This is a genomic window from Caulobacter sp. FWC2, from assembly GCF_002742625.1.
In the GTDB taxonomy this organism is placed as follows: Bacteria; Pseudomonadota; Alphaproteobacteria; order Caulobacterales; family Caulobacteraceae; genus Caulobacter.
The window spans coordinates 4,164,030-4,187,724 of the sequence record NZ_PEBF01000001.1; the positions used below are offsets into that span (position 1 = coordinate 4,164,030).

A 23,695-nucleotide genomic window follows, 5' to 3' on the forward strand; every position below is an offset into this window, starting at 1 on the left:
ATTCGAGGCGCGCACGTTTCCGGCCAAGTTCGTCCGGCGCAAGCCCTTTTCAGCCCTTGGCCCGCCGCTCCGCCATGAAGGCCACGCGGTCCAGCACCTCGGGTCCGGCGGCGGGACCCGGCGTGTAGGCGAAGTTGGCCTCCGTGATCGGCTTGCCGCTGATCCGGTCGACCATGATCGGCTCGGCGGCCAGGCCCGTCTCGCGGTCGACCAACTGGCCGGCCACGCCCTCGACGGCGAAGTGGCGATTGCCGAAGGCCAGCATGGCCGTCAGCACCGACCCGAAGTCGCGGCCCAGGTCCGTCAGCCGATATTCGTAGCGCGGCGGCCGCTCACTGTAGGCGCGCTTCTCAAGAAGTTTGTTTTCGACAAGCCCGGCCAGCCGTTTCGTCAGAATGTTCGGCGCGACACCCAGGCTCTTCTCGAACTGGTCGAAGCGGGTCAGCCCCTGGGCCGCGTCGCGCAGGATTAGAAGGGTCCAATGGTCGCCCACCCGCTCCAGCGTGCGGCCGACCGGACATTGGGTGGCGGGGCGCTCAGATTTGCTCATGACAAAAGATTTGGGCGGTCACTTGCGAAAAGCAAGTTACCCCATAGCTAGAGGACAAGCCGGACCGCTGGGGCCTCGGCCAACGATTTGAGGAACCACACCATGAGCGACAACACCAGCAAAGGCTCGGCCCTGATCACCGGCGCCTCGACCGGCATCGGCGCGACCTATGCCGACCGCCTGGCCAAGCGTGGCTACGACCTGATCCTGGTCGCCCGCGACGAGGCTCGCCTGAACGCGGTGGCCGAGCGCCTGCGCAGCCAGACCGGCGTCAAGGTCGAGGTCATCAAGGCCGACCTGACCGAAAAGGCCGACCTGCTGAAGCTCGAGCAGCGCTTGGCCAGCGACACGTCGATCACGGCCCTGATCAACAACGCGGGCGTCGCGGGCGCCAACGACTTCGTGGCGACCGACCCCGACGCGTTCGAGAAGATGATCCAGCTGAACGTCACGGCCGTGACCCGCCTGGCGGCGGCGGCGGCCCGCAACTTCGTGCCGCGCAATACGGGCACGATCGTCAACCTGGCCTCGGTGGTGGGGCTGATCCCGGAACTGGGCATGCCGGTCTACGGCGCGACCAAGGCCTTCGTGACCTATCTGACGCAGGGCCTGCGCGTCCAGTTCGCCAACTCGGCCGTGCGCCTACAGGCGGTGCTGCCGGGCGCCACGCGCACCGAGATCTGGGAGCGCTCGGGCTCGGACATCGACGCGATGGATCCGGACACGATCATGGACGTCGACGACATGGTCGACGCCGCGCTGGCGGGCTTCGACCAGGGCGAGCTGGTGACGATCCCCTCGCTGCCCGACGCCGCCGACTGGAACGGCGCGCTGGCCGCCAAGGCCAAGCTCTATCCGAACCTGTCGCGTCGCGAGCCGGCGGCTCGCCTCAAGACGGCTTAAGATCGGAAAACTCGCCGGCGCGGCGCTCACTCCCGCGCCGGCGAGTCCGCCCTGAGGTCTTCCACTGGGTTGATGCCGCCCAGTGAGAGGCCTCCGGAACTCGAAAAACTAGCTGAGCACCATCACCACGACGCGGCGGTTCTGGGCCCGGCCCTCACGCGTTTCGTTGGGGGCGACCGGGGCGTCCTGGCCGTACGAGATCGTCGCCATGCGGTTCAGGGCGACGCCGTGCTGGCTGAGGAACTTGCGCACGGTTTCCGCGCGCTTCTCGCCGAGCTCGTCGTTGTATTCCTTGGATCCAGAATTGTCGGTGTGGCCCTGGATTTCCAGGTAGACGTTCTTGTTGTCGGCCTTCAGCTTCTCGGTGAATTCCGACAGGCGCTGCTCCGCTTCTGGCGAGAGGTTCGCGGCGTTGACCGGGAACTTGACGGAGTCGTCGCTGAGCACCAGGGCGTACTGGAACTTGCCCTCGGCCAGCTTGCCGGCGGCGATGGCGCGGTCCAGGGCGTCCTTGGAGGTCTTGTCCAGTTCGCCGATCTGGGTGTCGTGAGCGCTGACCCGCGTCTCGACCTGGCCGACCTGCTGGTTGACGAACTTCTTGGTCGCGCAGCCGCTGACCGACAGGCCGCCCATCACCAGGGCGGCGGCGACCATCATTGTCTTGGTGCTTGCTATCATTGTTTGGGTCTCGTCCGTAGAATGGGGCTGCGAGGCGTCCTGCAACGCTCGCAGCCTCAAATCGGACAGCAGAACTTGACCAAAGATGGGCGCGATTCCGGCGCTCCTAGGTCAAGCCAGCCCCTTGATACTCAAGCTTATTTCGCGGACTTCTATAACGCGCGCAAGCGCCGTGTCCGGAGTTTGGTTCCGCAGTTTTTTAGTTTTCAGAAAGACCACAAATCCACGCCTCGAAGGCTCGCAAGGCCGGAGTCGGCGCCTTGGATTTCAGCCAGGTCAGCCAATAGCGGCCCGCGCCCACCTGAGTCTCGAACGGCCGGATCAGCCGTCCTTCCTGCAGGTGACGCTCGAACATCATCGGCGGCGCCAGGGCCACGCCGGCGCCTTGCAAGGCCGCCTCGACCATGACCCAGGAGCTGTCGAACACCGGCCCTCGGATCGGCGGCGGCGACAGGCCCGCGGCGGCGAACCAGTCCGGCCAGTCGGCGGCGCGGTAGCTGCGCAGCAGGGTCTCGCCGAACAGATCGGTGGGGTCCGAAAGCCGCTCCGCCAGGGCGGGTGAACACAGCGGGCTCATCGGCGCTTCGAACAGCGGCGCGGCCTCGGTGCCGTGCCAGGCCCCGTCGCCGAAGCGCACCGCGCAGTCCAGCCCTTCGCCCGCCAAGTCGGTGCGGTTGTTGTTGGTGAAGATCCGCAGATCCACGAACGGATGCGCCTCGCGGAAGGCCGGCAGGCGCGGCAGCAGCCAGCCGACCGCGAACGTGCCCACGACCCCGACGCTGAGCACCTCCAGCACCCGGCCGCCCTCGAACCGCGCCAGCACGTCGCCCAGCTTGTCAAATGAGTCCCGCACGCTGGGCAGCAGGGCCAGGCCCTCGTCGGTCAGGGCCAGGCCGCGCGGCAGGCGGCGGAACAGCGCCGCGCCCAGCCGGGCCTCCAGGCCCTTAACCTGATGGCTGACGGCGGCCTGAGTCACGCACAGCTCGATCGCGGCGCGGGTGAACGACAGGTGGCGGGCCGAGGCCTCGAAGGCGCGCAGGGCGTTCAACGGCAGTTGGGCGCGGCTCATTCAGGATGACCCTAGCTGAACTAATGGCTCCGCCAAGGTATCGTCGTTTGCGGGCAACACCAGCCTTGGGCAGGTTTGGCGGGCAAGGAGACCCCCACAATGGTTAATCGCCGCGATTTTCTAACGGCCCTGGCGGCCGCGCCCGTTGTCATGCCCGCGTTTTCCCCAGGCCGCTCGAACGCTGCGGTCTTCGCCAGCCCGCCGCCTTCCGCCCTTAACTCACGTATTAACGAATTGGAGCAACGCAGCGGCGGCCGCCTGGGCGTGGCGGTGCTGGACACCCACGATGGCCGCCGGTTCGCCTGGCGCGGCGACGAACGCTTCCGCATGTGCAGCACCTTCAAGATGCCGCTGGCCGCCGCGATCCTGCGCCGCGTCGACCAGGGCCGCGAGCGCCTCGACCGCCGGGTGACCTATGGCCGCGAGGTCCTGATGGGCAATTCGCCGGTGGTCGAGAAGCACCTCGACCGGGGCATGACCATCGGCGAACTCTGCGCGGCGACCATCACCTACAGCGATAACGCCGCCGCCAACCTGCTGCTGGACGCGCTGGGCGCGCCCACGGATCTCACCCGCTTCCTGCGGGCGCTGGGCGACCAGACCACCCGCTGCGACCGCCGCGAGCCCGAGCTCAACACCGGCGCGCCCGACGATCCGCGCGACACCACCACCCCGACGGCCATCGCCGAGACCTGGAAGACCCTGCTGACCACCGACACCCTTTCGGCGGCCTCCCGCAAACAACTGACCGCCTGGGTCGTGGCCAATCGCACCGGCGGCAAGCGCCTGCGGGCCGGCCTGCCGCGCAGCTGGACCGTCGGCGACAAGACCGGCAACAACGGCCAGGATCAGACCAACGACATCGCGGTGATCTGGCCGCCGAAGCGCAAGCCGCTGTTCGTCGCGGCGTTTCATGACCAGGGCTCGGCGGATGACGACGTCCGTAGCGCGGTGCTGGCGGATGTGGCGCGGGCCGTCGTGAGCGCGGGGTTCGGCGTCTAGAACGTCTCGCCGACCAGTTTCTCGCTCAGCGCCCACAAGGCCTGGGCCCTGGCGGGGTCGAGGGCGTAGCCGCGAACGCCATTGCGAAGCTCCGAGGCGTCCTCGACCGGCTGGGCCAGGTGGCAATCCTCGCAGTACAGGCCGCCGACCGCGTCGATCGGGGCCACGACGCCGGCCCAGACGCTGGTCGCCGCGCCTTGAGGGATGGTCTTCAATTCGAAGGCGGCGAGGCCCTTGGCCTGGGCCTCGGCGTTCAGCTGATCGACCATGCCCTGGATAAAGGCCGGGTCCAGGTGGCGGGACAGCTCGGTGTGGATGCCGCCCGGATGCACGGCCACGGCGCGCACGCCGCGCGCCGTGTGGCGACGGTCGAACTCGACGGCGAACAGGATGTTGGCGGTCTTGGAGCGGCCATAGGCTCCGAATGGCGTGTACTCGGTCGTCTCGAAGTTCGGATCCTCGAGATTGACGTCCGAGAAGCGGTGCCCCGCCGAGGCCAGCGACACCACCCGCGACCCGGCCTTAAGCAGGCTGGCGATGCGGTTGATGAACGTGAAGTGGCCCAGATGGTTGGTCCCGAACTGGGTCTCGAAGCCGTCGGCGGTCTTGCCCTGCGGCGTGGCCATGACGCCGGCATTGGCGATGATCAGATCGAAGGCGCGACCCTCGGCCACCAGGGCGGCGGCGGCGGCGCGGACGCTAGCCAGGCTGGCCAGGTCCAGTTCGATCAATTGCAGCGAGCCGCCGCTCTGGGCTGCCGCTTCGCGGACGACGGCAGTCGCGCTCTCGGCCTTGGCCAGGTCGCGGGCCGCGCCGACCACATCGGCGCCGTGGGCCGCCAGGGCGCGGGCGGTCTCGACGCCCAGGCCGGCCGAGACGCCGGTGACCAGCACGCGCTTGCCCTTGAGGTCGACGCCGGAGAGGACGTCGTCGGTCGTGGATTTGGCGCCGAATGGGTTGCTCATGACTCTCTCGATCCCTTGCAGGGTTGTTGTCCGAGCCGATCCGGAGGATTAAATGGAGGAAGGCTCCGGATACATATTCGGAGGTAGCCTCCGTTTTTCAAGGTCGATGTCCGAAGATTCTGAAATCCCGGTGGCCAAGGCCGCCCGCAAGCCCCGCGCCGACAGCCTGCGCAACCGCGACCTGCTGCTCGCGGCGGCCAAGGCGGCCTTTGGTGAGACGGGGGCCGAGGCGCCTCTGGAGGATATCGCACGGCGAGCCGGCGTGGGCATCGGCACGCTCTACCGCCACTTCCCCACCCGCGAGGCGCTGGTGGCGGCGGTCTATTCCCGGGAGCTGGACCAACTGGCGAACGCGGCCGACGACCTGCTGGCGCGGCGGCCGGGAGGCGAGGCGCTGGAGGCATGGCTGGATCTGCTGATCGACTACATGGCCACCAAGCGCGTGGTGGCCCCGGCCCTGCGCGCCGATCCGGGCGAGGGCTCGCGGCTCTATGCCAGCGCCAGCGCGACCATCCTGCCGGCCCTGAAGCGCCTGACCGAAACCGCCCACGCCGCCGGCGACATCCGCGCGGACATCGGCTTCGAGGACATTCTGCGCATGATGAGCGGCCTCAGCCTCGGCTATGAGCAACCCGGCTGGGACATTGGCGCGCGACGCCTGCTCAGCGTGATGATGGCGGGACTGCGGGCGAGGTAAGTCTTCAAAGTCTCATCCCCCATTGCCGGTGTCGCAGCGGACGGATGCGGCGCTCCCTAAACTCAACCTTGGAACGTATTTTAAGATATATACTCTTTAAAATTGACCTGGGGTAAAACAGCCCTATAGGTTGCACCTCGCAATATGCGCTTTGCAGTTGCATTATTGGCAGCCGCCCGCTCAGGGCGAACAGGGGTGAAGAACATGTCTTCGAGCCAAGTCATCGAGAAAGCCGACGCCGTCACGCTGGACTCCCTGCAACAGAGCGCCCTGGCGCGCCACCAGGAGAAGATCCAGTCGATCAAGGCCTTCGCGGCCGCCAACCCGGAACATCCGTACACGCTGGCCAACAGAAGCGTGTTGGAACTGGCCGATACCGACAGCTCGTGGGACGCAGCCGGCATACTGAGCATGTCGGGCGCCCTGTGGTGGGCCCTAAACCTGACCCTCGACCTCGCGCCGCCGCACGTCGTCATCTTCAACGCGACGGGCGGCCCCGACTGGGACATCGCGCTCTTCACTTCCAGCGTGTTCGGCTATTTCCTGGTCGATCCCTCGACCCTGCACGGAACCTATGACTTCCGCATGCAGGCGGTCGCCGGCGTCGATGGCGAGGTCTCGATCGATCTCTATCAGACCAACGGCACGCAGATCGGCTCGTTCGCCGGCGTGGTGCTGGGCGTTTCTCTCAGCAAGCTCAGCGGCTCGGGCACGATCACCTATAAGTAGGCGTCGGCCGCGCTCCCGCGTTTCGGCGCGGGAGCGTTACGCCCCCTCCTCGTCCACATAGATCACCACCGGCTTGCCCCGCGATAGCGGCTCCCAGCCGGCCTCAATGGCCGAGGCGATGGCTTTCGCCACGGTGCGCTCAGGAACCTGAGACGGTTTCAGCGGCGGGGCGCTGAACTTGGGCTTGGGGCCGGGCGGGAACTCGATCAGCGCCTCGCGCTGGCCTTCCTTGTGACGGACGGCCAGCACCTTGCCGTGCCGCTCCGACGGGTCGTAGTTCCACTGCGGCAGGCGGTGCAGACGCCAGACATAGGGGTCTCCATCGACCTCGATGTCGAACTCGACGGTGAGCTTGGTGGTTTTGGCCATGCGGGGGAATACCCCGACACGCGCTCAAGAAAAAGGGCCGCCCTTTCGGAGCGGCCCTTCTTGGTCTTACTGCAGCGTCGCCTTGCCGAACGACAACTGCCCATCGGCGACCCCGACGGCGATGACGCCGCCGTCCTCGATCTCGCCGGCCAGCAGCTTGCGGGCGATCGGGTCGATCAGCTCCTTCTGGATCACGCGCTTCAAGGGTCGCGCGCCGTAGACCGGGTCGTAGCCCTTGTCGGCGATCCAGTTCAGGGCCTCGGCGTCGATGGCCAGGGCCATGCGACGGTCGGCCAGCAGCTTCTCCACCCGCTTCAGCTGGATCGTGACGATGTCGCCCATGTGCGCGCGCGACAGGCGCTTGAACAGGATGATCTCGTCGATCCGGTTGAGGAACTCGGGGCGGAAGTGGCCGCGCACCATGTTCATGACCATCGGCCGGACGGCTTCCACGTCTTCGCCCTCTTCCTGGTTGGCCAGGAATTCGGCGCCGAGGTTGCTGGTCATGATGATCAGCGTGTTGCGGAAGTCGACCGTGCGGCCCTGGCCGTCGGTCAGGCGACCATCGTCCAGCACCTGCAGCAGCACGTTGAAGACGTCCGGGTGGGCCTTCTCGATCTCGTCGAACAGCACCACCTGGTACGGACGCCGGCGGACCGCCTCCGTCAGCGCCCCGCCCTCGTCGTAGCCGACATAGCCGGGAGGCGCGCCGATCAGGCGGCTGACCGAGTGCTTTTCCATATATTCGGACATGTCCATCCGGGTGATGGCGTGCTCGTCGGCGAACAGGAACTCGGCCAGGCTCTTGGTCAGCTCGGTCTTGCCCACGCCCGTAGGGCCTAGGAACAGGAAGCTGCCGATCGGCTTGGTCGGGTCGTGCAGGCCGGCCCGCGCGCGGCGGACGGCGTCGGACACGGCGGCCAGCGCCTCGTCCTGGCCGACCACGCGACCGCGCAGCTCGTCCTCCATCTTCAGCAGCTTCTCGCGCTCGCCTTCCAGCATCTTCTCGACCGGGACGCCGGTCCAGCGGCTGACAACGGCGGCGATCTGCTCGGCGTCGACGACTTCCGGCGTCAGGGCCTGGGTGTCGCCCTGCTCGGCCTCGGCCAGGCGGCGCTCCAGGGCCGGGATCTCGCCATACTGGATCTGGCCGGCGCGGGCGAAGTCGCCGGCGCGCTGGGCGTTGGCGAGATCGGCGCGCAGACGGTCGAGGGCTTCACGCGCTTGCGCCGCGCCGCCGGCCTTGTCCTTCTCGGCCTTCCACTTGGCGGTCATCTCGTCGCTGCGGAACTGCAGGTCGTCGATCTCGACCTCAAGGTTCTCCAGGCGGTGCTTGGACGCGGCGTCGGTTTCCTTCGACAGGGCCTCGCGCTCGATCTTCAGCTGCACCAGGCGGCGGTCGATCTCGTCCAGCTCTTCCGGCTTGCTGTCGATCGCCATGCGCACGCGGCTGGAGGCCTCGTCCATCAGGTCGATCGCCTTGTCCGGCAGGAAGCGGTCGGCGATGTAGCGGTTGCTGAGCATGGCGGCGGCCACGATGGCGCTGTCGCTGATCCGCACCCCGTGGTGGACCTCGTACTTTTCCTTGAGGCCGCGCAGGATCGAGATGGTGTCCTCGACCGTGGGCTCGCCGACAAAGACCGGCTGGAAGCGACGGGCCAGGGCCGCGTCCTTCTCGACGTGCTTGCGGTACTCGTCCAGCGTGGTGGCGCCGACGCAGTGCAGTTCGCCGCGCGCCAGGGCGGGTTTCAGCAGGTTGGAGGCGTCCATCGCCCCGTCGCCCTTGCCGGCCCCGACCAGGGTGTGCATCTCGTCGATGAACAGGATGATCGAGCCTTCGGCCGCCGTGGTCTCGGCCAGCACGGCCTTCAGGCGCTCCTCGAACTCGCCGCGATATTTCGCGCCAGCGATCAGGCTGCCCATGTCCAGCGACAAGAGCTTCTTGTCCTTCAGGCTCTCGGGCACGTCGCCATTGACAATGCGCAGGGCCAGGCCCTCGACGATGGCGGTCTTGCCGACGCCGGGCTCGCCGATCAGAACGGGGTTGTTCTTGGTGCGGCGCGACAGGACCTGGATCGTGCGGCGGATTTCCTCGTCGCGGCCGATCACGGGGTCCAGCTTGCCGTCGCGGGCGGCCTGGGTCAGGTCGCGGGCGTAGCGCTTGAGGGCCTCATAGCCTTCCTCGGCGTTGGCGCTGTCGGCGGTGCGGCCCTTGCGAATGGCGTTGGCGGCGGTCTCCAGGGCCTGGGCCGAAACGCCGGCCTCCTTGAACAGCTTGGCCGCGTCCGCGCCTTCCTTGGCGATGGCGATCAGCAGGCGCTCGGTGGTGACGAAGGCGTCGCCGGCCGCCTTGGCGCCCTTCTCGGCCTCGGCGAAGACGCGGGCCGTGTCGGGCTTCATGTAGAGCTGGCCGCCGGCCCCGTCGACGCGCGGGGTCTTCGCCAGCAGGGTCTCGACGCCGCCGTCCAACTGGTCGGGGCGACCGCCGGCGCTCTGGATCAGGGCGCGGCTCAGGCCGTCCTTCTCCTCGAGCAGCACTTTCAGAATGTGTTCGGGCGCGAACTGCTGGTGGCCTCGCGCGAGGGCCAGGCTCTGGGCCGATTGGACGGCCTGCTTGGCGCGGTCCGAGTAGAGATCGATGTTCATGATGTCCCCTTCCTAGGCGGATCGGGGCGCGCTGCCTTGACTAAGCACAACGCGCTCCGATGGGGCATTTAGGTGTGGCCCATCAGCCACACAAGACCTACCACCCCTTGCTGGCGAGATAACGCTCCAGCTCGGCAATTCGTACGGCGTCCGACGGGTGGGTCGAGCTTAAATCGCCGCCAGACGCCTGGCCCGAGGCGGCGTCCTGGGCCTGCATGTTGCGCCACAGCACCACCGCCTCGCGCGGCTGGTAGCCGGCGCGCTGCATGAAATCGACGCCAAGGCGATCGGCCTCCAGCTCCTGCTTGCGCGAGAACGGCAGCAGCAGGCCGTACTTGGCCGCGTCGTTGCCGTGGTCCTTCAGCAGCTTGCCGAAGTCGGTGCCGCCGGCCGCCGCCCCGGCGAGGCCCAGCAGGATCTTCGAGGTGCGCTCCTGCGAGACCCGCTCGGCGGCGTGGTGGGCGACGACGTGGCCGGCCTCGTGGCCGATCACGGCGGCCAACTGGTCGTCGTTCTGGGCCATGGACAGCAGGCCGACCGTCACCCCGACATGGCCGCCCGGCAGAACGAAGGCGTTCGGGGCCTCATCCAGGAACACCGCATAGTCCCACGGACGGCCCGCCAGGCCGGCGGCGGCGATAACCCGCTGGCCCACGGCCTGGACGCGGGCGTTCTTGCGCGGCTCCTTGGAGATGTAGGTGGTGCGCAGCGTATCGGCCCAGGCCTTCTCGCCATCGGCGGCCAGGTTGTCGTCATTGACGATCAGCAGTTGGTCGCGGCCGAGATCGGCATTGTAGGCGCAGCCCGACACCGCGCAGGCGGCGGCCATCAGCAGCGGCAGGGTCAGGCGGCGAAGGGCGATCATGGGCGCGGCGAACCGTGTTTCGAACTCGACGCGAACCTTATCTCCGGCGAGCGGCAAGGGCGCAACCGGTCAAGCTTAGAACGACTTCGCGCAGCCCAGGCCAAGGGTGGCGTCGGTCGAGCCCATCAGGCCCGGCTTGATGCTTCCGACCGGCTTGCAGCCGTTCTCGGGCGGTCGCGTCAGATAGGGCCTGGCGTCGCGGGCGAAGCGGCCGGTCGGGTCCAGATTGGGCCGCGTCGCCCGCCCCTTGTCCATCGCTTGGGCCAACCGCTCCTGGCAGCGGGCCCGCTGGTCGGCGGAAAGCCGGTCCAGCGTCGCCAGCCGGCAGCCGCCCAGGCCCCGCAGGTCGGCCGCCGACGCCTCGGCGACAGCCGCGCCTTCAGAAGACGACGGCGAAGCGGGGCCGGCGGGAGCGGCGATCGGCGCGGCGGGCGCCGGCTCGGCCTTCACCGTCGCGCTCGGAGCCCTGGGCCCGCCTCGCGACGAGGGCCGGGGCCTCGCGGGCGGCGGGGCGCGGTCCAGGAAGACGGTCATGGCCGGCGGCTCCGGCGCGGCGACGGGCCCTCGCGCCAGGTCGAGCACGAACAGCGCAACCAGCAGCGCGTGAAACGCCACCGAGCCCAACACAACGCCCCACCGTCGTCGCCGCACGGCCGCCCCCTCTAAACCCCCGGTCGCGGGACTAGCGCGGTGGTCGATGGCGGAAGTCGGGCGGAAGCGTGGCCTTCAGCGGCTATCTCGGAGCTCGTTCAGCGCGCGCGGGGCGGCGGTCACGACGAAAAAGGGGCCGCTTTCGCGGCCCCTTTCGTCGGGATTCCGATGAACGGTAAGGCTTAGGCCTCTTCCGGCCCCGAGCTGGTCGGAGCGCCTTCGCCGGCTTCGAAGCTGCGCGGGGCGCGGCGGCGGCGGGGCTTCTTGACCTCTTCGCCGTCGGCGGCCGGAGCCTCGGCGGCCGGAGCGGCCGGTTCGGCGGCGGCGGTCGCGCGGGCCTTGCGGCCCAGGAAGGCCGGGGCCTCGCTGACGGCGCCGTCCTGGCCGCGCAGAACCGGCGAGCTTTCGCTGGCGGGCGCGCTGGAGGTCGGCAGCGGCGAGGCTTCCGGCTCGATCACGGCCAGCGGATCGCGGTCGCCGCGCGGCTGCCAGTCACGATCGCGGTTGCGGTCGCGGCCACGGCGGCGGCCTTCGCGGCTCTCGCCTTCCGCCTGCGGCTGGACGTCGCCCTCGGCGGCGACCGGACGGTCCTCGCGCGGACGGTCGTCCCGGGGACGGTCGTCACGGTCGCGGAAGCGGTCTTCCCGGGGACGGTCGTCACGAGGACGATCGTCGCGCGGGCGATCGTCACGGGGACGGTCATCGCGAGGGCGGTCGTCGCGGGGACGATCGTCACGAGGACGGTCATCGCGAGGACGGTCATCTCGGTTGCGGTCGCGATCGTCGCGGTCACGCCAGCGATCACGGCGGCCTTCGCCCTGGTTGTTGTCGCGCGGACGGTCGTCGCGGTTACGGTTGTTGTCGAAGTTGCGGTCGCGATCGCGGTTACGATCGCGGTTCTCGAAGCGGTCGCGGCGTTGTTCGCCGCCTTCACCGTTCTCGCCGCCTTCGCCCTGACCTTCCGGCTGAGCGGGGGTCTCGGCGACCTCCGGCTCTTCCGGCGGCTCGGCCTCGAAGTCGATCTCGTAGGCGGCGTACACGTCCTTGCCGACGATGTCGGACACCGGACGATTCGGCTGGATGGCGCGCAGGACGCGGAAATAGTGCTCGGCGTGCTGCAGATAGTTCTCGGCCAGCACCCGGTCGCCGGACGACGTCGCGTCGCGGGCCAGCTGCTGGTACTTTTCGTAGACGCTCTGGGCCGCGCCGCGAACCTTGACCCCTTCGGGCCCGTTCGAATCGAAAGCGCGGTTGGCGTTGTGCTGTTGAGGCTTGCCGCCGCTGCCACCGCGATTGTTGCGGCCGCGCTGGCGCTTCATGCCTTTGAAATCTCTCATGGTCTCTTCTGAACCTGTCCGGAGGTCAGTCTTGCGCTGGACGCGTCCGGCCTTGCTGGTCTCTGAGCGGGTTTAACCCTAGTGAGTTTCAGAGACACTGGTTTCCGTAGAGCCCCCGCCCTGCTCTTTGGGCGCGGCGACCGGCGGACCGGGCGCGCCTGCCAGGGGAGCCTCGCGGGCATCAAGGATGCCTGCTTTTCCCGTCACCTGGCGATCTGGAAGGAGACAAGACTCGTCTAACGGTTCACGCCCCGGTTTCCAAGGGATTTTTCACCCCGGTGACCACGCGGTCGTGCGTCGACAGGTCCTTGATCGTTCTGACCTCCTGGGCGCCGGCCGCGCGGAACAGCGCTTCGACGTCCTTGGCCTGGTCGTGGCCGATCTCGACGGCGAACATTCCGGCGGGCTTCAGCACCCGCAGGATCTCCGGCGCCAGCAGGCGATAGGCGTCCAGGCCGTCGGCCCCGCCGTCCAGGGCCAGGCGCGGCTCGTGGTCGCGAACCTCCGGCTCCAGGGTGTCGATCACCGCCGTCGGAATGTAGGGCGGGTTGGACACGACGAGGTCGAAACCCGCGTCGCCCAGGCCCGCCGTCCAGTCGCCGTGCATGAAAGCCGCGCGGGTGTTGAGGTCCAGGCTGGCGGCGTTGTCCTTGGCCACGGCCAGGGCGTCGGCGGAGGCGTCGATCCCCAGGCCCTTGGCCGCCGGCCGCTCGGCCAGCACCGCCAGCAGGATGGTGCCCGAGCCGACGCCCAGATCCAGCATCGAGAACGCCATGTTTTCCGGGAAGGCCTTCAGCACCTCGTCGACGATGACCTCGGTCTCGGGACGCGGGGTCAGGACGTTCTTGTTGACCTGCAGCAGGATCTTCCAGAAGCCCTTGCGGCCGATGATGTGGCTGACCGGCTCGCGGCGGGCGCGGCGGGACAGATACTCCTCCAGGGTCGCCTGCTGCTCGGGCGTCAGTTCCCGATAGGGATCGGTGACGATCTCGGTGCGGGAGACGCCCGCGGCCACCTCCAGCATCAGGCGCGCATCGATCGACGGCTGATCTATGCCTGCGTCCTTCAGACGATCCTTGGCGGCGGTCCAGGCTTTGACGAGAGTCAGGGTCATGAAGGGGATTTAGCGCTTTGGATGGGCGGAGGCGAGATTGAAAGCGGTACCAGTTTTTGGTATTTCTTACGGCGATCGGAGCTGACCATGACCAAGAACACGTCCATCGTGCTCAGTGAACATTTTCAGACCTTCATCGCCGATCAGGTGGAGGAAGGCCGGTACGGCTCCGCCAGCGAAGTTGTGAGGGCCGGCCTTCGGCTCCTTGAAAGCCATGAGGCCAAAATGGCCGCTCTACGAGCCGCTGTGAAGGCGGGCCTCAACAGCGGCAAGCCAGAGGCTTTCGATGTCGACAATTTCCTTGCCGAAGTGAACGCGGAATACGACGCCAAGTCGTGAAACGATATGAACTTACCCCACTCGCGCGCTTCGACATGCGTGAAATCTGGGCCTACACGGTCCAGCAATGGGGGCGACGCAGGGCCGACCGCTACATCCGCGATCTGACGGCCACGATCGATACAATTGCTCGCGATCCCTATCGCGGCGTCGCCACGGAATGGATCGAGGAGAACTGCCGCAAGCAGATCTTTCGGTCCCACGTCATCTTCTATGTGCCAACACATGAGGGCGTCGTCGTCGCCCGTATTCTCCATCAGCAAATGGATGCCTCAAGCCGTCTCGTCTAGCGCCACCTCATCCCCCTCGCCCACAGCGCCGCTCTGCGCGACGTTCACGTAGATCCCGCAGAACATGTGGCCGTAGTTGTCGAACAGGGCCTTCACCAGCTCGACATCCCGCTCGGCCGTCGTCGGATCCACGTGGGTGGCGGCGCAGCGGACGATGGGTTTCAGGACCTCGGCGGTGGCGCCGCCGACCGTCAGGGTCCGGCCGGTCCAGTCGTTCTCGGCCCAGGCCGGCCAGCCCTCGACATAGAGATTGGCCCGGAAGCGCAGCGGGTCCAAATCCCGGCCGATCCGTTGTCCGAGGTCGCGCACACTGGCCAGGTTGACGATCGAGACATAGCCCGAGCGGCTGTCCATGAACCGATGGGCGCCCGGCCCCTCGACCACCTTCAGCGGCCCCGTGATCTCGCCGGCCAGCAGGTTGCTCAGCCACGCTTCGAGCCCCGCGCGGCCCGCGTCGGTGCGCAGGTCGCCGGCGAAGTCGGGCTGTCCCTCGGCCTTGGCGGTAAAGACCCCGCTGGCCTCGTCATAGGCCGTGCGGGCCTTGGCGACGGCCGGGATCTTGGCCAGCACCGTGAACTTCATCTTCGAGATGTGGGCCGGCGCCTCGGGATCGAAGCCGCTGGGGCCGTCCTCGACCGCATAGAGCCGATCGCACGGGAAGCAAGCCCCGGCCTCCAGCGTGGCGGCGGTCAGGCGCTCGGGCATGAAGCCCTTGACGGGGTGGCGGTAGAGCGAGGCGATACGGGCGTCCATGGCGCGAAGGTCGTGGACGACGGGGCCGATGGCAAGGCTTCGCCGCCCATCACCGGGAACGCGACACGCCGCGCGGGGTTCTGCTGACCTGGAGGGCGTTGCATGGCCGGCGGATCACCGCGTCCGATCTTGAAGTGGTTGAAGTCGCGTCCGTACCACCTGGCGCCGTGGATCGTGCTGCTGGCGGCCGCGCCGCTGGTCCTGCCGCGCAAGACGCCGCCGCAGACATCCGGCGAAGAACCAATCGCCGATCCGCCCGGCCTGTCCGAGGACCGCGCCATGCCGCCGCACCAGTTCGACGCGGCAGAACCCTTGCGCGGCCGCGCGGCGCGTCATCCCGGCCATATCCCGCTGCTGGGCTGGCGCGACATCCTCTGGCGCACCTGGCTGGAGATCGGCGTCGACCGCCTGCCGGCCGTGGCCGGGGGCGTGACCTTCTACACCCTGCTAGCTCTGTTCCCGGCCATCGGCGCCTTCGTGTCGCTGTACGGCCTGTTCGCCGACGTGCGGACCGTCGAGGCGCAGCTGCGCGACATGGCCGGCGTCTTTCCCGCCAGCGTGGTGCAGATCGTCGGCGAGCAGATGCTACGCCTGGCCAGCCAGGGCCAGGCCAAGCTGGGCGTGGCCTTCGGCTTCTCCCTTCTGCTGTCGATCTGGAGCGCCAACGCCTCCATGCGCACGCTCTTCGACGGGCTGAACATCGCCTATGACGAGGAGGAGAAACGCCACCTCGTGCCGCGCACCCTGCAGAGCTACGTCTTCACCTTCTGCGCCCTGGCCTATGCAGCGGCAGCGTCGGGCGTGCTGATCGTAACGCCCCTTCTCTTGAAGGCCGCGCATCTGTCGGCGCTGGAGGCCATCTGGGCGCCGATCCGCTGGCTGATCGTGCTGGCCATCACCGCCGCAGCCTTCGCCGTGCTCTATCGTTTCGGCCCCAGCCGGGCCCGGGCCCGCTGGCGGTGGGTGTGGATCGGCGCGGGGGCAGCAGCGACGGGATGGCTGGCCGGCTCGCTGGGCTTCTCGCTCTACGTCAACACCATCGCCCACTATGACGCCACCTACGGCCCGCTGGGGGCGGTGATCGCCTTCATGGTCTGGGTGTGGTTCTCGATCATGGCCATCCTGGTCGGAGCCGAGCTGAACGCCGAGATCGAGCACCAGACCGCCGTCGACTCCACCACCGGCCCGGAACAGCCGATGGGCGCGCGCGGCGCGGCCATGGCCGACACGGTAGGCCTGGCCTTCCATCCCTGGGAGATGATCAAGCGCGAAGCCGGCATGGTCCGGCGCGTGACCGGCGGGGTGTGGAACAGGGTGCGGAGGCGCTAGGCTTCCCACTGACTTTCTCTCTCTTCCCCTTCTGGGGGAGGAGAGTGCTTTCCTTGCAGCGCCTCAGCCCTTAGAGACGCTGCCCATGTCGCTTCTCACGCCCTATCAGGACCACGAACTGGCCGACATCGCCGCCCTGGTGAACTCCGCCTATCGCGGCGAGCTGGCGACCCAGGGCTGGACCAGCGAGAGCTATCTGCTGGGCGGCCAGCGCACCGACGAGGCGTCCCTGCGCGCCGACCTGGCGGCCACGCCGGGCGCGACCCTTCTGACCCTGCGCGACGCGGAGGGCGACAAGCCCTACGCCTCGGTGTGGGTCCAGCCGTCCGAGGGCGACGCCTGGTATGTCGGCATGGTCACCGTATCGCCCCTGCGCCAGGCCGGCGGCATCGGCCGTACGATGCTGGAAGCCGCCGAAAACCACGCCAGAGCGCGCGGCGGCAAGACCATGGAAATGACCGTCATCTCCGTGCGAGACACGCTGATCGCCTGGTACGAACGCCGCGGCTACCGCCTGACCGGCAAGACCGAACCCTTCCCCTATGGGGACGAACGCTTCGGCGTTCCGCAGCGCGACGACCTGCATTTCGTGATCCTGGAAAAAGCGCTTTAGGCGCGCTCAACCGGCGCATTACCGAACCTTAAGTAGCCCTCGCCCCGCGCTCGGCCTCACATGCCGGCGTTCTTGGTTCAGGGGCTTTTCATGTCGTTCATTTCCCGCGTCGCCCTCGGCGCAGCGCTCGCGCTCGCCGTGACCGCTTCGGCGCAGGCCGCCATCACGCCTGTTCCCGTCGGCCAGCCGCTGGCGCGGTTCGACAAGCTCCAGCCGGCCACCCACCGCTATCTGCGCTACCGGCAGATGGGCGACACCATCACGCCGCTGGACGTCTGGACCCGCGAGATCCGCATCGAGCCCGACAAGGCCGGAGTCAAGCGCCTGCACATCGTCCAGCACTGGGACGGCTCGACGCCGGGCGTGGTGAAAAAGCTCGACAGCTGGTTCGAGCTTGGCACCTTCCGCCCGTTCGCCCACGAGCGCCGCGTCACCGGCAAGGACGGCCAGACCAAGATCGAAGGCTTCGACTTCAAGCCCGACCGGATCGTCGGGTTGAAGGACATGGAGGGCAATACGACGGCCGCCTACGACATGGCCTCGCCGCAGCCGGCCTTCAATTTCGAGACCGACATGGAGTTCCTGCAGGCCCTACCGCTGGCCAAGGGCTACGAGGCCTCGGTTGTCTTCCACCATCCAGGCGGCGAGGCCCCGGCGGCTTACGTGTTCAAGGTCACGGGCAGCGAAGTCCTGACCAGCTCGGCCGGCGGCAAGGTCGACTGCTGGGTGGTGACCACCGACTACAACCACCCCGAAATGAAGCCGACGACCTTCTGGCTGGCCAAGGACAGCCAGGTGGTCATCAAGAACGTCGCGATCGCGCCGGACGGGTCGACCTGGGTGAAGACGCTGTTGTGGTAGACGCCTAAATCACCGCCCGGGAGCGCTCCGAGACTTCGCTCGACAGCGCCCCGGCGACGATCTCCAGGCCTCGGCGAAGGGTCTCGCGGTCCGGCGCCGCGCCCAGGCAGACGCGAACGCCGCTCTCGGGACCGGCCTCGACCACCGGGGCCGACGGCGGCGTGATCTCGGCCCCGCCGCGCAGGGCTCGGCCGGCCAGGCGCTCGGCCTCAAGCTCGCTCATCGGCAGCCAGATGTGCGGGGCGGTCTCGGCATAGACCGGCTCCATGGCCGGCCCCAGCAGGTCGCGGGCCATGGCCATGCGGATACGGGCCTCGTCGCGAGTCTCGGCCAGGATAGCGTCGGCTCCGCCGTCCTCGATCCACTGGGTGGCGATCAGCCCGCCGAAGGTTGGCGGCGCATAGACCGACACCCGCACCGCATCCAGCACCCGCTCGAAGGTCTCGGCGGCCGGAACGACCAGGAAGCCGGCGCGGAGGCCGGGCGCCAGAGTCTTGGAGACGCCCGAGACATGGAAGGTCCGCTCCGGCGCCAGCATTGCGAACGGCGGCGGCGCGCCTTCGGCATAGGCGCCGTAGATGTCGTCCTCGACGATGGTCAGGTCGTGCTTGCGGGCTATGGCGACGATGGTGTCGCGGCGGGCGAGGCTCATGATCCGGCCCGTGGGGTTCTGCAAGGTCGGCAGCACGGCCAGCACCTTGGATCCGGTCGCGGCGATGGCCTTCTCCAGGGCGTCCGGGCGCAGGCCCTCGCTATCCATCGCCAAGCCCCGGACGCGCCAGCCGCTGTGCAGGGCCAGGGTCTTGAGGCCGTGATAGGCCAGATGCTCGGTCAACATCACGTCGCCGGGCCGCAGAACCGCGCCCAGCGCCAGGGCCAGGCCTTGCTGGGCGCCGGCGCAGCAGATCAGCCGGCGCCAGTCGACGCTTTCATAGCTGCTGGTCCGCGCCAGCCAGGCCGCGCCGGCTCGACGTTGGGTCTCATGGCCCGCCGGCGGGGCGTAGGTCAGGTGCTCCAGCAGGTCAGGACGCCGACGCAGACGGGCCAGGGCTTCGGGCAGGCGCGCGCCGGCCGGGGCCTGGGCGGCGATGTTCTGGGCCAGGTTGATCGGGCCATCGCGCTCATGGGGTCGGTGCTCGGCCGGGGCGTTGACGAAGCTGCCGCGCCCCACATGGGCGCTGACCAGCCCGGCCTTCTCGGCCTCGACATAGGCCCGCGTCACGGTCCCCAGGCCCACGCCCAGGCGATAGGCCAGCTCGCGCTGCGGCGGCAGGCGCTCTCCGGCGGCCAGCACGCCCGAGCCGATATCGGCGCGCAGCACCGCCACCAGCCGCTCGTAGAGCGGGGCGCCGCCGTCAGGAAGGGTTGGGGTCCAGGCCACGTGTGTCGTGCGTCTCGTTTATTGTCATGATGACAATATGCAATTTGACTCACGATACAATGGAAATCATCACCGTGACACCTCGGTCGGCGTACCGAGACGCCTTCCAAGGGAGACCGGAGATGACCCCCGAACTGCTGCTCGCCTACGTGCTGTTCTGCTTCGCCACGGCGGGGACGCCTGGGCCGAACAACATGATGCTGCTGGCGTCCGGGGCGAACCTCGGCTTCCGCCGAACGGTGCTGCATATCCTGGGGATCAGCTGCGGCCTGGGCTTCATGGTGCTGTGCATGGGCCTGGGCCTGGGCGGCGCGTTCCGGACCTATCCGGTGTTGCACGAAGTGCTGCGCTGGGTCGGGGCCGCGTACATGCTGTGGCTGGCCTGGAAGATCGGGACGTCCAGCAAGGTCAGCGACAAGGACCTGCGCAAGCCGATGACCTTCCTGCAGGCGGCGGCGTTCCAGTGGGTGAACCCGAAGGCCTGGGCCATGGCGCTCGGCGCTGTCACGACCTATGCGCCCGAGGGCAGCGGCTGGACCCTCGTGCCGCTTCTGGCCGGAACCTTCATGCTGATCGGCGCGCCGTGCAGCGCGGCTTGGGCGGGGTTCGGCCAGGGCCTGCGGCCGTTTCTGGATCGCCCAGCGGTGTTGCGGACGTTCAATATCGTGATGGCGGTGCTGCTGGTGGCGTCGCTGTATCCGCTGCTCGTGGACCACAAGGCCAAGCCGGTCAGCCTGGAGGCCCTGGCGGACGCCCCCGCGCCGCCGCCGATGCGGTCGCACGGGTGAGCTTCAAAAATCTTGTCATCCCGGAAGCCTCTCCGCTTCGCTGCGGCCGGGATGACAAGCTATTTGCGTGTGGAGAAGGGTTGCCTCAGGTTCGGGTAAATTCGAGGACCCCCCATGCGCCTGCTTCTCGCCCTTGCCCTCACCGCGCTACTCGCCACGAGCGCCGCCGCCCAGGATCTCAAGGTCACGGTCGCCGGTCGCGACACCGTCACCCTGAGCCCCAAGGACCTCGCCGCCCTGCCCCGCGCCAAGGCTACGATCACGGTCAAGGGCGCGGCCGTCACCTATGAGGGCGTCCGGCTCGACGCCGTGCTGGCCCAGGCCGGCGTGGTGCATGGCGAGCGCCTGATGGGGCGATACCTGAACCAGGTGATCATCGCCCGCGCCGCCGACGGCTTCTTCAGCGTGCTGTCCCTGGCCGAGACCGATCCGGTCTATCGCGCCAATCCGGTGGTGGTCGCAGACACCGTGGGCGGCCACAAGCTGGACGACCGCGAAGGCCCCTATCGCCTCGTGGTTGACGGCGACCTGCGTGCATCGCGCGCGCCGCGCCAGCTAGTGTCGATCGAGGTCAAGCCGGCGTTCTGAGACTCAGCACAGACCCCCACCTGACCTGCTCACGCAGGTCTGTCCGCCCCCAAGCGGGGCGGAGGGATAGCGCTCCCCCCCCTGTTGGGGGAGGGGGACCGACGAACGGCGGTGGAGGGGGCCGGCTCCGGCCCCCTGCCCTTTCCTAAGCCGCCTTCAGCCGTTCCGGCCCAATCCCCAGGAAGTCGCGCTTGCCCAGCGGTACGCCCTTGTGGCGCAGGATGTCGTAGGCGGTGACGACGTGGAACTGGAAGTTCGGGATCACGAACTCCAGCAGATAGTCCAGACCCGTGAACTGCAGCGTGAACGGGCCGGCCGGCACGGTGACCTCGCGCGTCTCGGCGCCGTCGAAGGCCGAGGCCGGGACGCTCTCGACATAGGCCAGGGTCCTGGCGATGCGGTCCTGCAGGTCGGCGAAGGTCTTCTCCTCGTCGGCCATGGGCGGCGCATCGAGGCCCGTTAGGCGAGCGACCGCGCCCTTGGCCGTGTCCGAGACCCGCTGGATCTGGCCGGACAGGGGCAGCATGTCCTCGAACAGCCGCGCCTCGACATAGGCGTCGGGGCTGGTTCCGGCGGCCTCGGCATGGGCCTTGGCCTTTTCGAGCAGCAGCAGCAGCGTCTTAAGGCCGCGCGTGAGCGACGTCACGGCGACGGTCTGGAGGGTGACGGACATGGGAAATTCCTCGCTGAGCCCGCCGGACGCACCCGTACAGGCTAGGCGGTGACTTAAGCCCGCTCCAGGATAGTTTTCAATCGATACTGATGACAATCGTTGTCAGCAGCTATGCGCTCGTCGTTAGTTTCACGCGGCCGCCGTCGGCGACCAGGGCGTCGATCGCGTCGGCCGGCACGGCGGCGCTGAACAGGAAGCCCTGGGCCTGGCCGCAGCCGATCTCCTTCAGCTGCTCGCGCTGGACATTGGTCTCAACGCCCTCGGCGATTACCGAGAGATGCAGGGCCTTGGCCAGGCGGACGATGGCGTGGACCACGGCGCCCGCTTCCTTGTCCTCGCCAAGCGGGGTGATGAAGCTGCGGTCGATCTTGATCTTGTCGATTGGATAGCGGCGCAGATAGCTAAGCGAGCTGTAGCCGGTGCCAAAGTCGTCCAGGGCCAGCGAGAAGCCCATCTCGCGCAGGCGCTCGATGGCGTCGTGGGTGGTTTCGTCGTCGCCCAGCAGTGCGCCCTCGGTGATCTCCAGCTCGATCCCCTGAGCCCGCGCGCCGGTCTCTTCCAGCAGGTCGGCGACCTGGCGGGGGAAGTCGGCCTGCTTCATCTGCAGGGCCGAGACGTTGACGGCGACCTTCAGGCCCTTCCAGCGCAGGCTGTCGGCGAAGGCGCGGCGCATGACCAGGCGCCCGAGCTCGTCGATCAGGCCACAGTCCTCGGCCAGGGGCACGAAGGCGGCGGGCGAGATCGCGCCCCGGGTCGGGTGCGTCCAGCGGGCCAGGGCCTCGACCCCGACAATCTTGCCGACCGCGTCGACCTGAGGCTGGTAGGCCAGCCAGACGCCGCCGTCCTGCATGGCCTGGCGCAGGTCGGTCTCCAGCCCGCGCCGCACGCGCAGGGCCGCGTCCATGTCGGCTTCAAAAAAGCAGTAGCGGCCTCGCCCCTCGTCCTTGGCGCGGTACAGCGCCACGTCGGCACGCCGCGCGGCCTCGACCGAGCCCACATGGGCCTCATCGGCGCCGATCAAGGCCACGCCGACCGAGCCGCTGACGAAAATGCCGCCGCAGGACAATTCCAGCGAGCCCGACAGAGCCTCGACCAGACGCTCGGCCAGGGCCACCGCGCCGCGCCCGTCGATCTGGGCGGCCACGACGCCGAACTCGTCGCCGCCCAGCCGGGCGACGGTCTCGTTCGTGCGGCAGACGGAGGTCAGCCGGCAGGCCACGGCGCGGATCAACTCGTCGCCCGCCGCGTGGCCGTAGGTGTCGTTGACGGCCTTGAAGCGGTCGAGGTCGATGGCCAGAACGGCCATCTGGCCGCCGTGCCGCGATAGGCCGTCGATCGCCTGGTGAAGCCGCTCCTCAAACAGGCTGCGGTTGGGCAGGCCGGTCAGGGCGTCGTGCAGGGCCATGTGCTTGGCGCGCGCTTCGCTGGCGACCAGGTTCTCGGCGGCTTGCCGGCCGCGCCGCGCCAGGACGACGAACAGGGCCGCCAGGGCGAACAGCACCAGCAGCAGCGGCGGCAGGGTCTTGCGCAGCAGCTGACCGCCCGGATGCGGCGGCGACCAGCCGAGCGTGGCGACGACCGCGCCGTCCGCGCCCCGCAACGGCACGTGGGCGAAGCCTTTTTCACGCTCGGCATCGGCTCGATGCAGATGGACCCCGGTCAACAGGAACTGGCTGGCGAAGCCGCTCAGGAAGGGCGCGTCCATCCTGGTCGCCGCCACCACGACGGGCGCCCGCGCGCCCTTGATCAGGGCGGTCCCGAAGTCGGGCTGAACCAGGGCGGCCGTGGTCATATAGATATCATCGCCTAGGCGCGTGGTCGCGCTGGCCGACACCGCCGTCGAAACAAGCTTGTCGTCAGCCTTGCGACCGGCGGGCCGGGGGGCATTGCGCTCCAGCCGCCGCAAGCGCGCGACCACAGGCGCGAAGGCCTCGACCCGCGCCTGGGCCTCGGCGGGAGCAAGGCTATTCTGGCCCGCCTGGGCCAGCAGGAGCTGGTCGGCGTCGTCCAGCACGACGATCTCGTCGAAGCCGGCCTGGTCGATCAGGAAGGTGGCGATATTGGCGCGGACCCAGGTCGGGTCGTAGCGGTTGTCGACATGGCGAACCGCCTCGTCCCACAGGGTCTGGGGAACCAGGCTGCGCTCCATGTCGACGACCTTGACCCGCAGGCCGCTCGCCACCAGCGCCTCGTCGTGGGTTAGCGCCCCCTTGTCGACCCGCTCGGCGATGATGAAGACCATGCACAGCAAAAGCGCCACAGCCGCCAATGTGATGGCCGCCATGGGCATGGCGATCTTCTTCTCCAGCCGCGTCATCAGCGACAGCCCCGCTTTACTTCAGTATTCGAAATCTAGTCCTGAGCGCATAAGGCTAAGCTTCAGATAACGAGTCGAACGACTGAGCTGGCGCGCGCGCGACCAAACGTCGCGCCGGCTCCATTCCCTTCGGCCTGGAAAGGCTCTAGACAGACCGACCCAATCCTCCAGCCGTGCGACGAACGCCC

25 protein-coding genes and 1 pseudogene are annotated in these 23,695 nt (G+C 68.3%); 11 read left to right on the forward strand and 15 right to left on the reverse strand.

Annotated elements, in window-relative coordinates; all coding sequences use genetic code 11:
* Nucleotides 1-49: 49 nt before the first annotated feature.
* Nucleotides 50-550, reverse strand: a complete 501-nt coding sequence (locus tag CSW62_RS19730; RefSeq protein WP_099580758.1) for a helix-turn-helix domain-containing protein — start codon at nucleotides 548-550, stop codon at nucleotides 50-52.
* Between the two features lie 102 nt (nucleotides 551-652).
* Here CSW62_RS19730 and CSW62_RS19735 point away from each other — a divergent pair, with 102 nt between their 5' ends.
* Entirely contained in the window at nucleotides 653-1,453 is an 801-nt protein-coding gene (locus tag CSW62_RS19735; RefSeq protein WP_099580760.1) for an SDR family oxidoreductase, read from the forward strand.
* 108 nt (nucleotides 1,454-1,561) lie between these two features.
* Here the strand turns inward: CSW62_RS19735 and CSW62_RS19740 are convergent, their stop codons facing one another.
* Both CSW62_RS19740 and CSW62_RS19745 read right to left on the reverse strand, forming a co-directional pair.
* On the reverse strand, nucleotides 1,562-2,131 hold the full coding sequence (locus CSW62_RS19740) for an OmpA family protein (RefSeq protein ID WP_099580762.1): 570 nt from the start codon (nucleotides 2,129-2,131) through the stop codon (nucleotides 1,562-1,564).
* Nucleotides 2,132-2,330: 199 nt separating this feature from the next.
* Nucleotides 2,331-3,200 (reverse strand): LysR family transcriptional regulator, encoded by an 870-nt coding sequence (locus CSW62_RS19745; RefSeq protein ID WP_099580764.1) that lies wholly within the window; start codon nucleotides 3,198-3,200, stop codon nucleotides 2,331-2,333.
* 99 nt (nucleotides 3,201-3,299) lie between these two features.
* On the opposite strand from CSW62_RS19745, the gene bla reads away from it, so the two are divergent.
* Nucleotides 3,300-4,202 (forward strand): class A beta-lactamase, encoded by a 903-nt coding sequence (gene bla, locus CSW62_RS19750; RefSeq protein ID WP_099580766.1) that lies wholly within the window; start codon nucleotides 3,300-3,302, stop codon nucleotides 4,200-4,202.
* On the opposite strand, the gene CSW62_RS19755 is transcribed toward bla, so the two are convergent.
* Nucleotides 4,199-5,167, reverse strand: a complete 969-nt coding sequence (locus CSW62_RS19755; RefSeq protein ID WP_099580768.1) for an SDR family NAD(P)-dependent oxidoreductase — start codon at nucleotides 5,165-5,167, stop codon at nucleotides 4,199-4,201. The two genes, bla and CSW62_RS19755, sit on opposite strands and share 4 nt — an antisense overlap.
* Nucleotides 5,168-5,273: 106 nt before the next feature.
* Here CSW62_RS19755 and CSW62_RS19760 point away from each other — a divergent pair, with 106 nt between their 5' ends.
* Both CSW62_RS19760 and CSW62_RS19765 read left to right on the forward strand, forming a co-directional pair.
* The gene (locus tag CSW62_RS19760) at nucleotides 5,274-5,864 is read left to right on the forward strand and encodes a TetR/AcrR family transcriptional regulator (protein ID WP_099580770.1); all 591 of its coding nucleotides are present in this window, start codon (nucleotides 5,274-5,276) and stop codon (nucleotides 5,862-5,864) included.
* Nucleotides 5,865-6,068: 204 nt separating this feature from the next.
* Nucleotides 6,069-6,593 (forward strand): hypothetical protein, encoded by a 525-nt coding sequence (locus tag CSW62_RS19765; protein ID WP_099580772.1) that lies wholly within the window; start codon nucleotides 6,069-6,071, stop codon nucleotides 6,591-6,593.
* 36 nt (nucleotides 6,594-6,629) lie between these two features.
* Here the strand turns inward: CSW62_RS19765 and CSW62_RS19770 are convergent, their stop codons facing one another.
* The 7 genes and pseudogenes from CSW62_RS19770 to prmC all read right to left on the reverse strand — a co-directional run bounded on the left by CSW62_RS19770 (nucleotide 6,630) and on the right by prmC (nucleotide 13,575).
* Nucleotides 6,630-6,962: a hypothetical protein gene (locus CSW62_RS19770; RefSeq protein ID WP_099580774.1), complete on the reverse strand. Its 333-nt coding sequence runs from the start codon at nucleotides 6,960-6,962 to the stop codon at nucleotides 6,630-6,632.
* 66 nt (nucleotides 6,963-7,028) lie between these two features.
* Nucleotides 7,029-9,608 (reverse strand): ATP-dependent chaperone ClpB, encoded by a 2,580-nt coding sequence (gene clpB, locus CSW62_RS19775; protein ID WP_099580776.1) that lies wholly within the window; start codon nucleotides 9,606-9,608, stop codon nucleotides 7,029-7,031.
* Between the two features lie 97 nt (nucleotides 9,609-9,705).
* The gene (locus tag CSW62_RS19780) at nucleotides 9,706-10,470 is read right to left on the reverse strand and encodes a M48 family metallopeptidase (RefSeq protein WP_099582380.1); all 765 of its coding nucleotides are present in this window, start codon (nucleotides 10,468-10,470) and stop codon (nucleotides 9,706-9,708) included.
* A gap of 78 nt (nucleotides 10,471-10,548) precedes the next feature.
* Nucleotides 10,549-11,124 carry a hypothetical protein gene (locus tag CSW62_RS26460; protein WP_158235472.1) on the reverse strand — a complete coding sequence of 192 codons (576 nt, stop codon included), beginning with the start codon at nucleotides 11,122-11,124 and terminating at the stop codon, nucleotides 10,549-10,551.
* Nucleotides 11,125-11,306: 182 nt separating this feature from the next.
* Nucleotides 11,307-12,461 carry a DUF4167 domain-containing protein gene (locus CSW62_RS19795; protein WP_099580780.1) on the reverse strand — a complete coding sequence of 385 codons (1,155 nt, stop codon included), beginning with the start codon at nucleotides 12,459-12,461 and terminating at the stop codon, nucleotides 11,307-11,309.
* Nucleotides 12,458-12,668 (reverse strand): annotated as a pseudogene (locus CSW62_RS19800) (hypothetical protein). Before CSW62_RS19800 ends, CSW62_RS19795 begins: the two are co-directional and overlap by 4 nt.
* Nucleotides 12,669-12,705: 37 nt before the next feature.
* Nucleotides 12,706-13,575: a peptide chain release factor N(5)-glutamine methyltransferase gene (gene prmC, locus CSW62_RS19805; RefSeq protein ID WP_099580782.1), complete on the reverse strand. Its 870-nt coding sequence runs from the start codon at nucleotides 13,573-13,575 to the stop codon at nucleotides 12,706-12,708.
* Between the two features lie 87 nt (nucleotides 13,576-13,662).
* On the opposite strand from prmC, the gene CSW62_RS19810 reads away from it, so the two are divergent.
* Nucleotides 13,663-13,914 carry a type II toxin-antitoxin system ParD family antitoxin gene (locus tag CSW62_RS19810; RefSeq protein WP_099582381.1) on the forward strand — a complete coding sequence of 84 codons (252 nt, stop codon included), beginning with the start codon at nucleotides 13,663-13,665 and terminating at the stop codon, nucleotides 13,912-13,914.
* Nucleotides 13,911-14,204 (forward strand): type II toxin-antitoxin system RelE/ParE family toxin, encoded by a 294-nt coding sequence (locus tag CSW62_RS19815; protein WP_099580784.1) that lies wholly within the window; start codon nucleotides 13,911-13,913, stop codon nucleotides 14,202-14,204. The genes CSW62_RS19810 and CSW62_RS19815 overlap by 4 nt, the downstream gene beginning before the upstream one ends.
* On the opposite strand, the gene CSW62_RS19820 is transcribed toward CSW62_RS19815, so the two are convergent.
* Nucleotides 14,187-14,957, reverse strand: coding sequence for an MOSC domain-containing protein (locus CSW62_RS19820; protein ID WP_099580786.1), 771 nt, complete (start codon nucleotides 14,955-14,957; stop codon nucleotides 14,187-14,189). The genes CSW62_RS19815 and CSW62_RS19820 overlap by 18 nt on opposite strands.
* Before the next feature lie 102 nt (nucleotides 14,958-15,059).
* Here CSW62_RS19820 and CSW62_RS19825 point away from each other — a divergent pair, with 102 nt between their 5' ends.
* The 3 genes from CSW62_RS19825 (at nucleotide 15,060) to CSW62_RS19835 (ending at nucleotide 17,760) form a co-directional block, all read left to right on the forward strand.
* Nucleotides 15,060-16,286 (forward strand): YihY/virulence factor BrkB family protein, encoded by a 1,227-nt coding sequence (locus tag CSW62_RS19825; protein ID WP_099580788.1) that lies wholly within the window; start codon nucleotides 15,060-15,062, stop codon nucleotides 16,284-16,286.
* An 85-nt stretch (nucleotides 16,287-16,371) separates the two neighbouring features.
* Nucleotides 16,372-16,899: a GNAT family N-acetyltransferase gene (locus CSW62_RS19830; RefSeq protein ID WP_099580790.1), complete on the forward strand. Its 528-nt coding sequence runs from the start codon at nucleotides 16,372-16,374 to the stop codon at nucleotides 16,897-16,899.
* A 90-nt stretch (nucleotides 16,900-16,989) separates the two neighbouring features.
* Nucleotides 16,990-17,760 (forward strand): hypothetical protein, encoded by a 771-nt coding sequence (locus CSW62_RS19835; RefSeq protein WP_099582382.1) that lies wholly within the window; start codon nucleotides 16,990-16,992, stop codon nucleotides 17,758-17,760.
* Nucleotides 17,761-17,764: 4 nt separating this feature from the next.
* Here CSW62_RS19835 and CSW62_RS19840 read toward each other — a convergent pair whose 3' ends face one another.
* The gene (locus CSW62_RS19840) at nucleotides 17,765-19,141 is read right to left on the reverse strand and encodes a PLP-dependent aminotransferase family protein (protein ID WP_099580792.1); all 1,377 of its coding nucleotides are present in this window, start codon (nucleotides 19,139-19,141) and stop codon (nucleotides 17,765-17,767) included.
* A gap of 122 nt (nucleotides 19,142-19,263) precedes the next feature.
* On the opposite strand from CSW62_RS19840, the gene CSW62_RS19845 reads away from it, so the two are divergent.
* On the forward strand, nucleotides 19,264-19,929 hold the full coding sequence (locus tag CSW62_RS19845; RefSeq protein ID WP_099580794.1) for a LysE family translocator: 666 nt from the start codon (nucleotides 19,264-19,266) through the stop codon (nucleotides 19,927-19,929).
* A gap of 114 nt (nucleotides 19,930-20,043) precedes the next feature.
* Nucleotides 20,044-20,517 (forward strand): molybdopterin-dependent oxidoreductase, encoded by a 474-nt coding sequence (locus CSW62_RS19850; protein ID WP_099580797.1) that lies wholly within the window; start codon nucleotides 20,044-20,046, stop codon nucleotides 20,515-20,517.
* A gap of 145 nt (nucleotides 20,518-20,662) precedes the next feature.
* Here CSW62_RS19850 and CSW62_RS19855 read toward each other — a convergent pair whose 3' ends face one another.
* Nucleotides 20,663-21,190, reverse strand: coding sequence for a DUF1993 family protein (locus CSW62_RS19855; RefSeq protein WP_099580799.1), 528 nt, complete (start codon nucleotides 21,188-21,190; stop codon nucleotides 20,663-20,665).
* A gap of 109 nt (nucleotides 21,191-21,299) precedes the next feature.
* Entirely contained in the window at nucleotides 21,300-23,507 is a 2,208-nt protein-coding gene (locus tag CSW62_RS19860) for a bifunctional diguanylate cyclase/phosphodiesterase (RefSeq protein WP_099580801.1), read from the reverse strand.
* Nucleotides 23,508-23,695 lie beyond the last annotated feature (188 nt).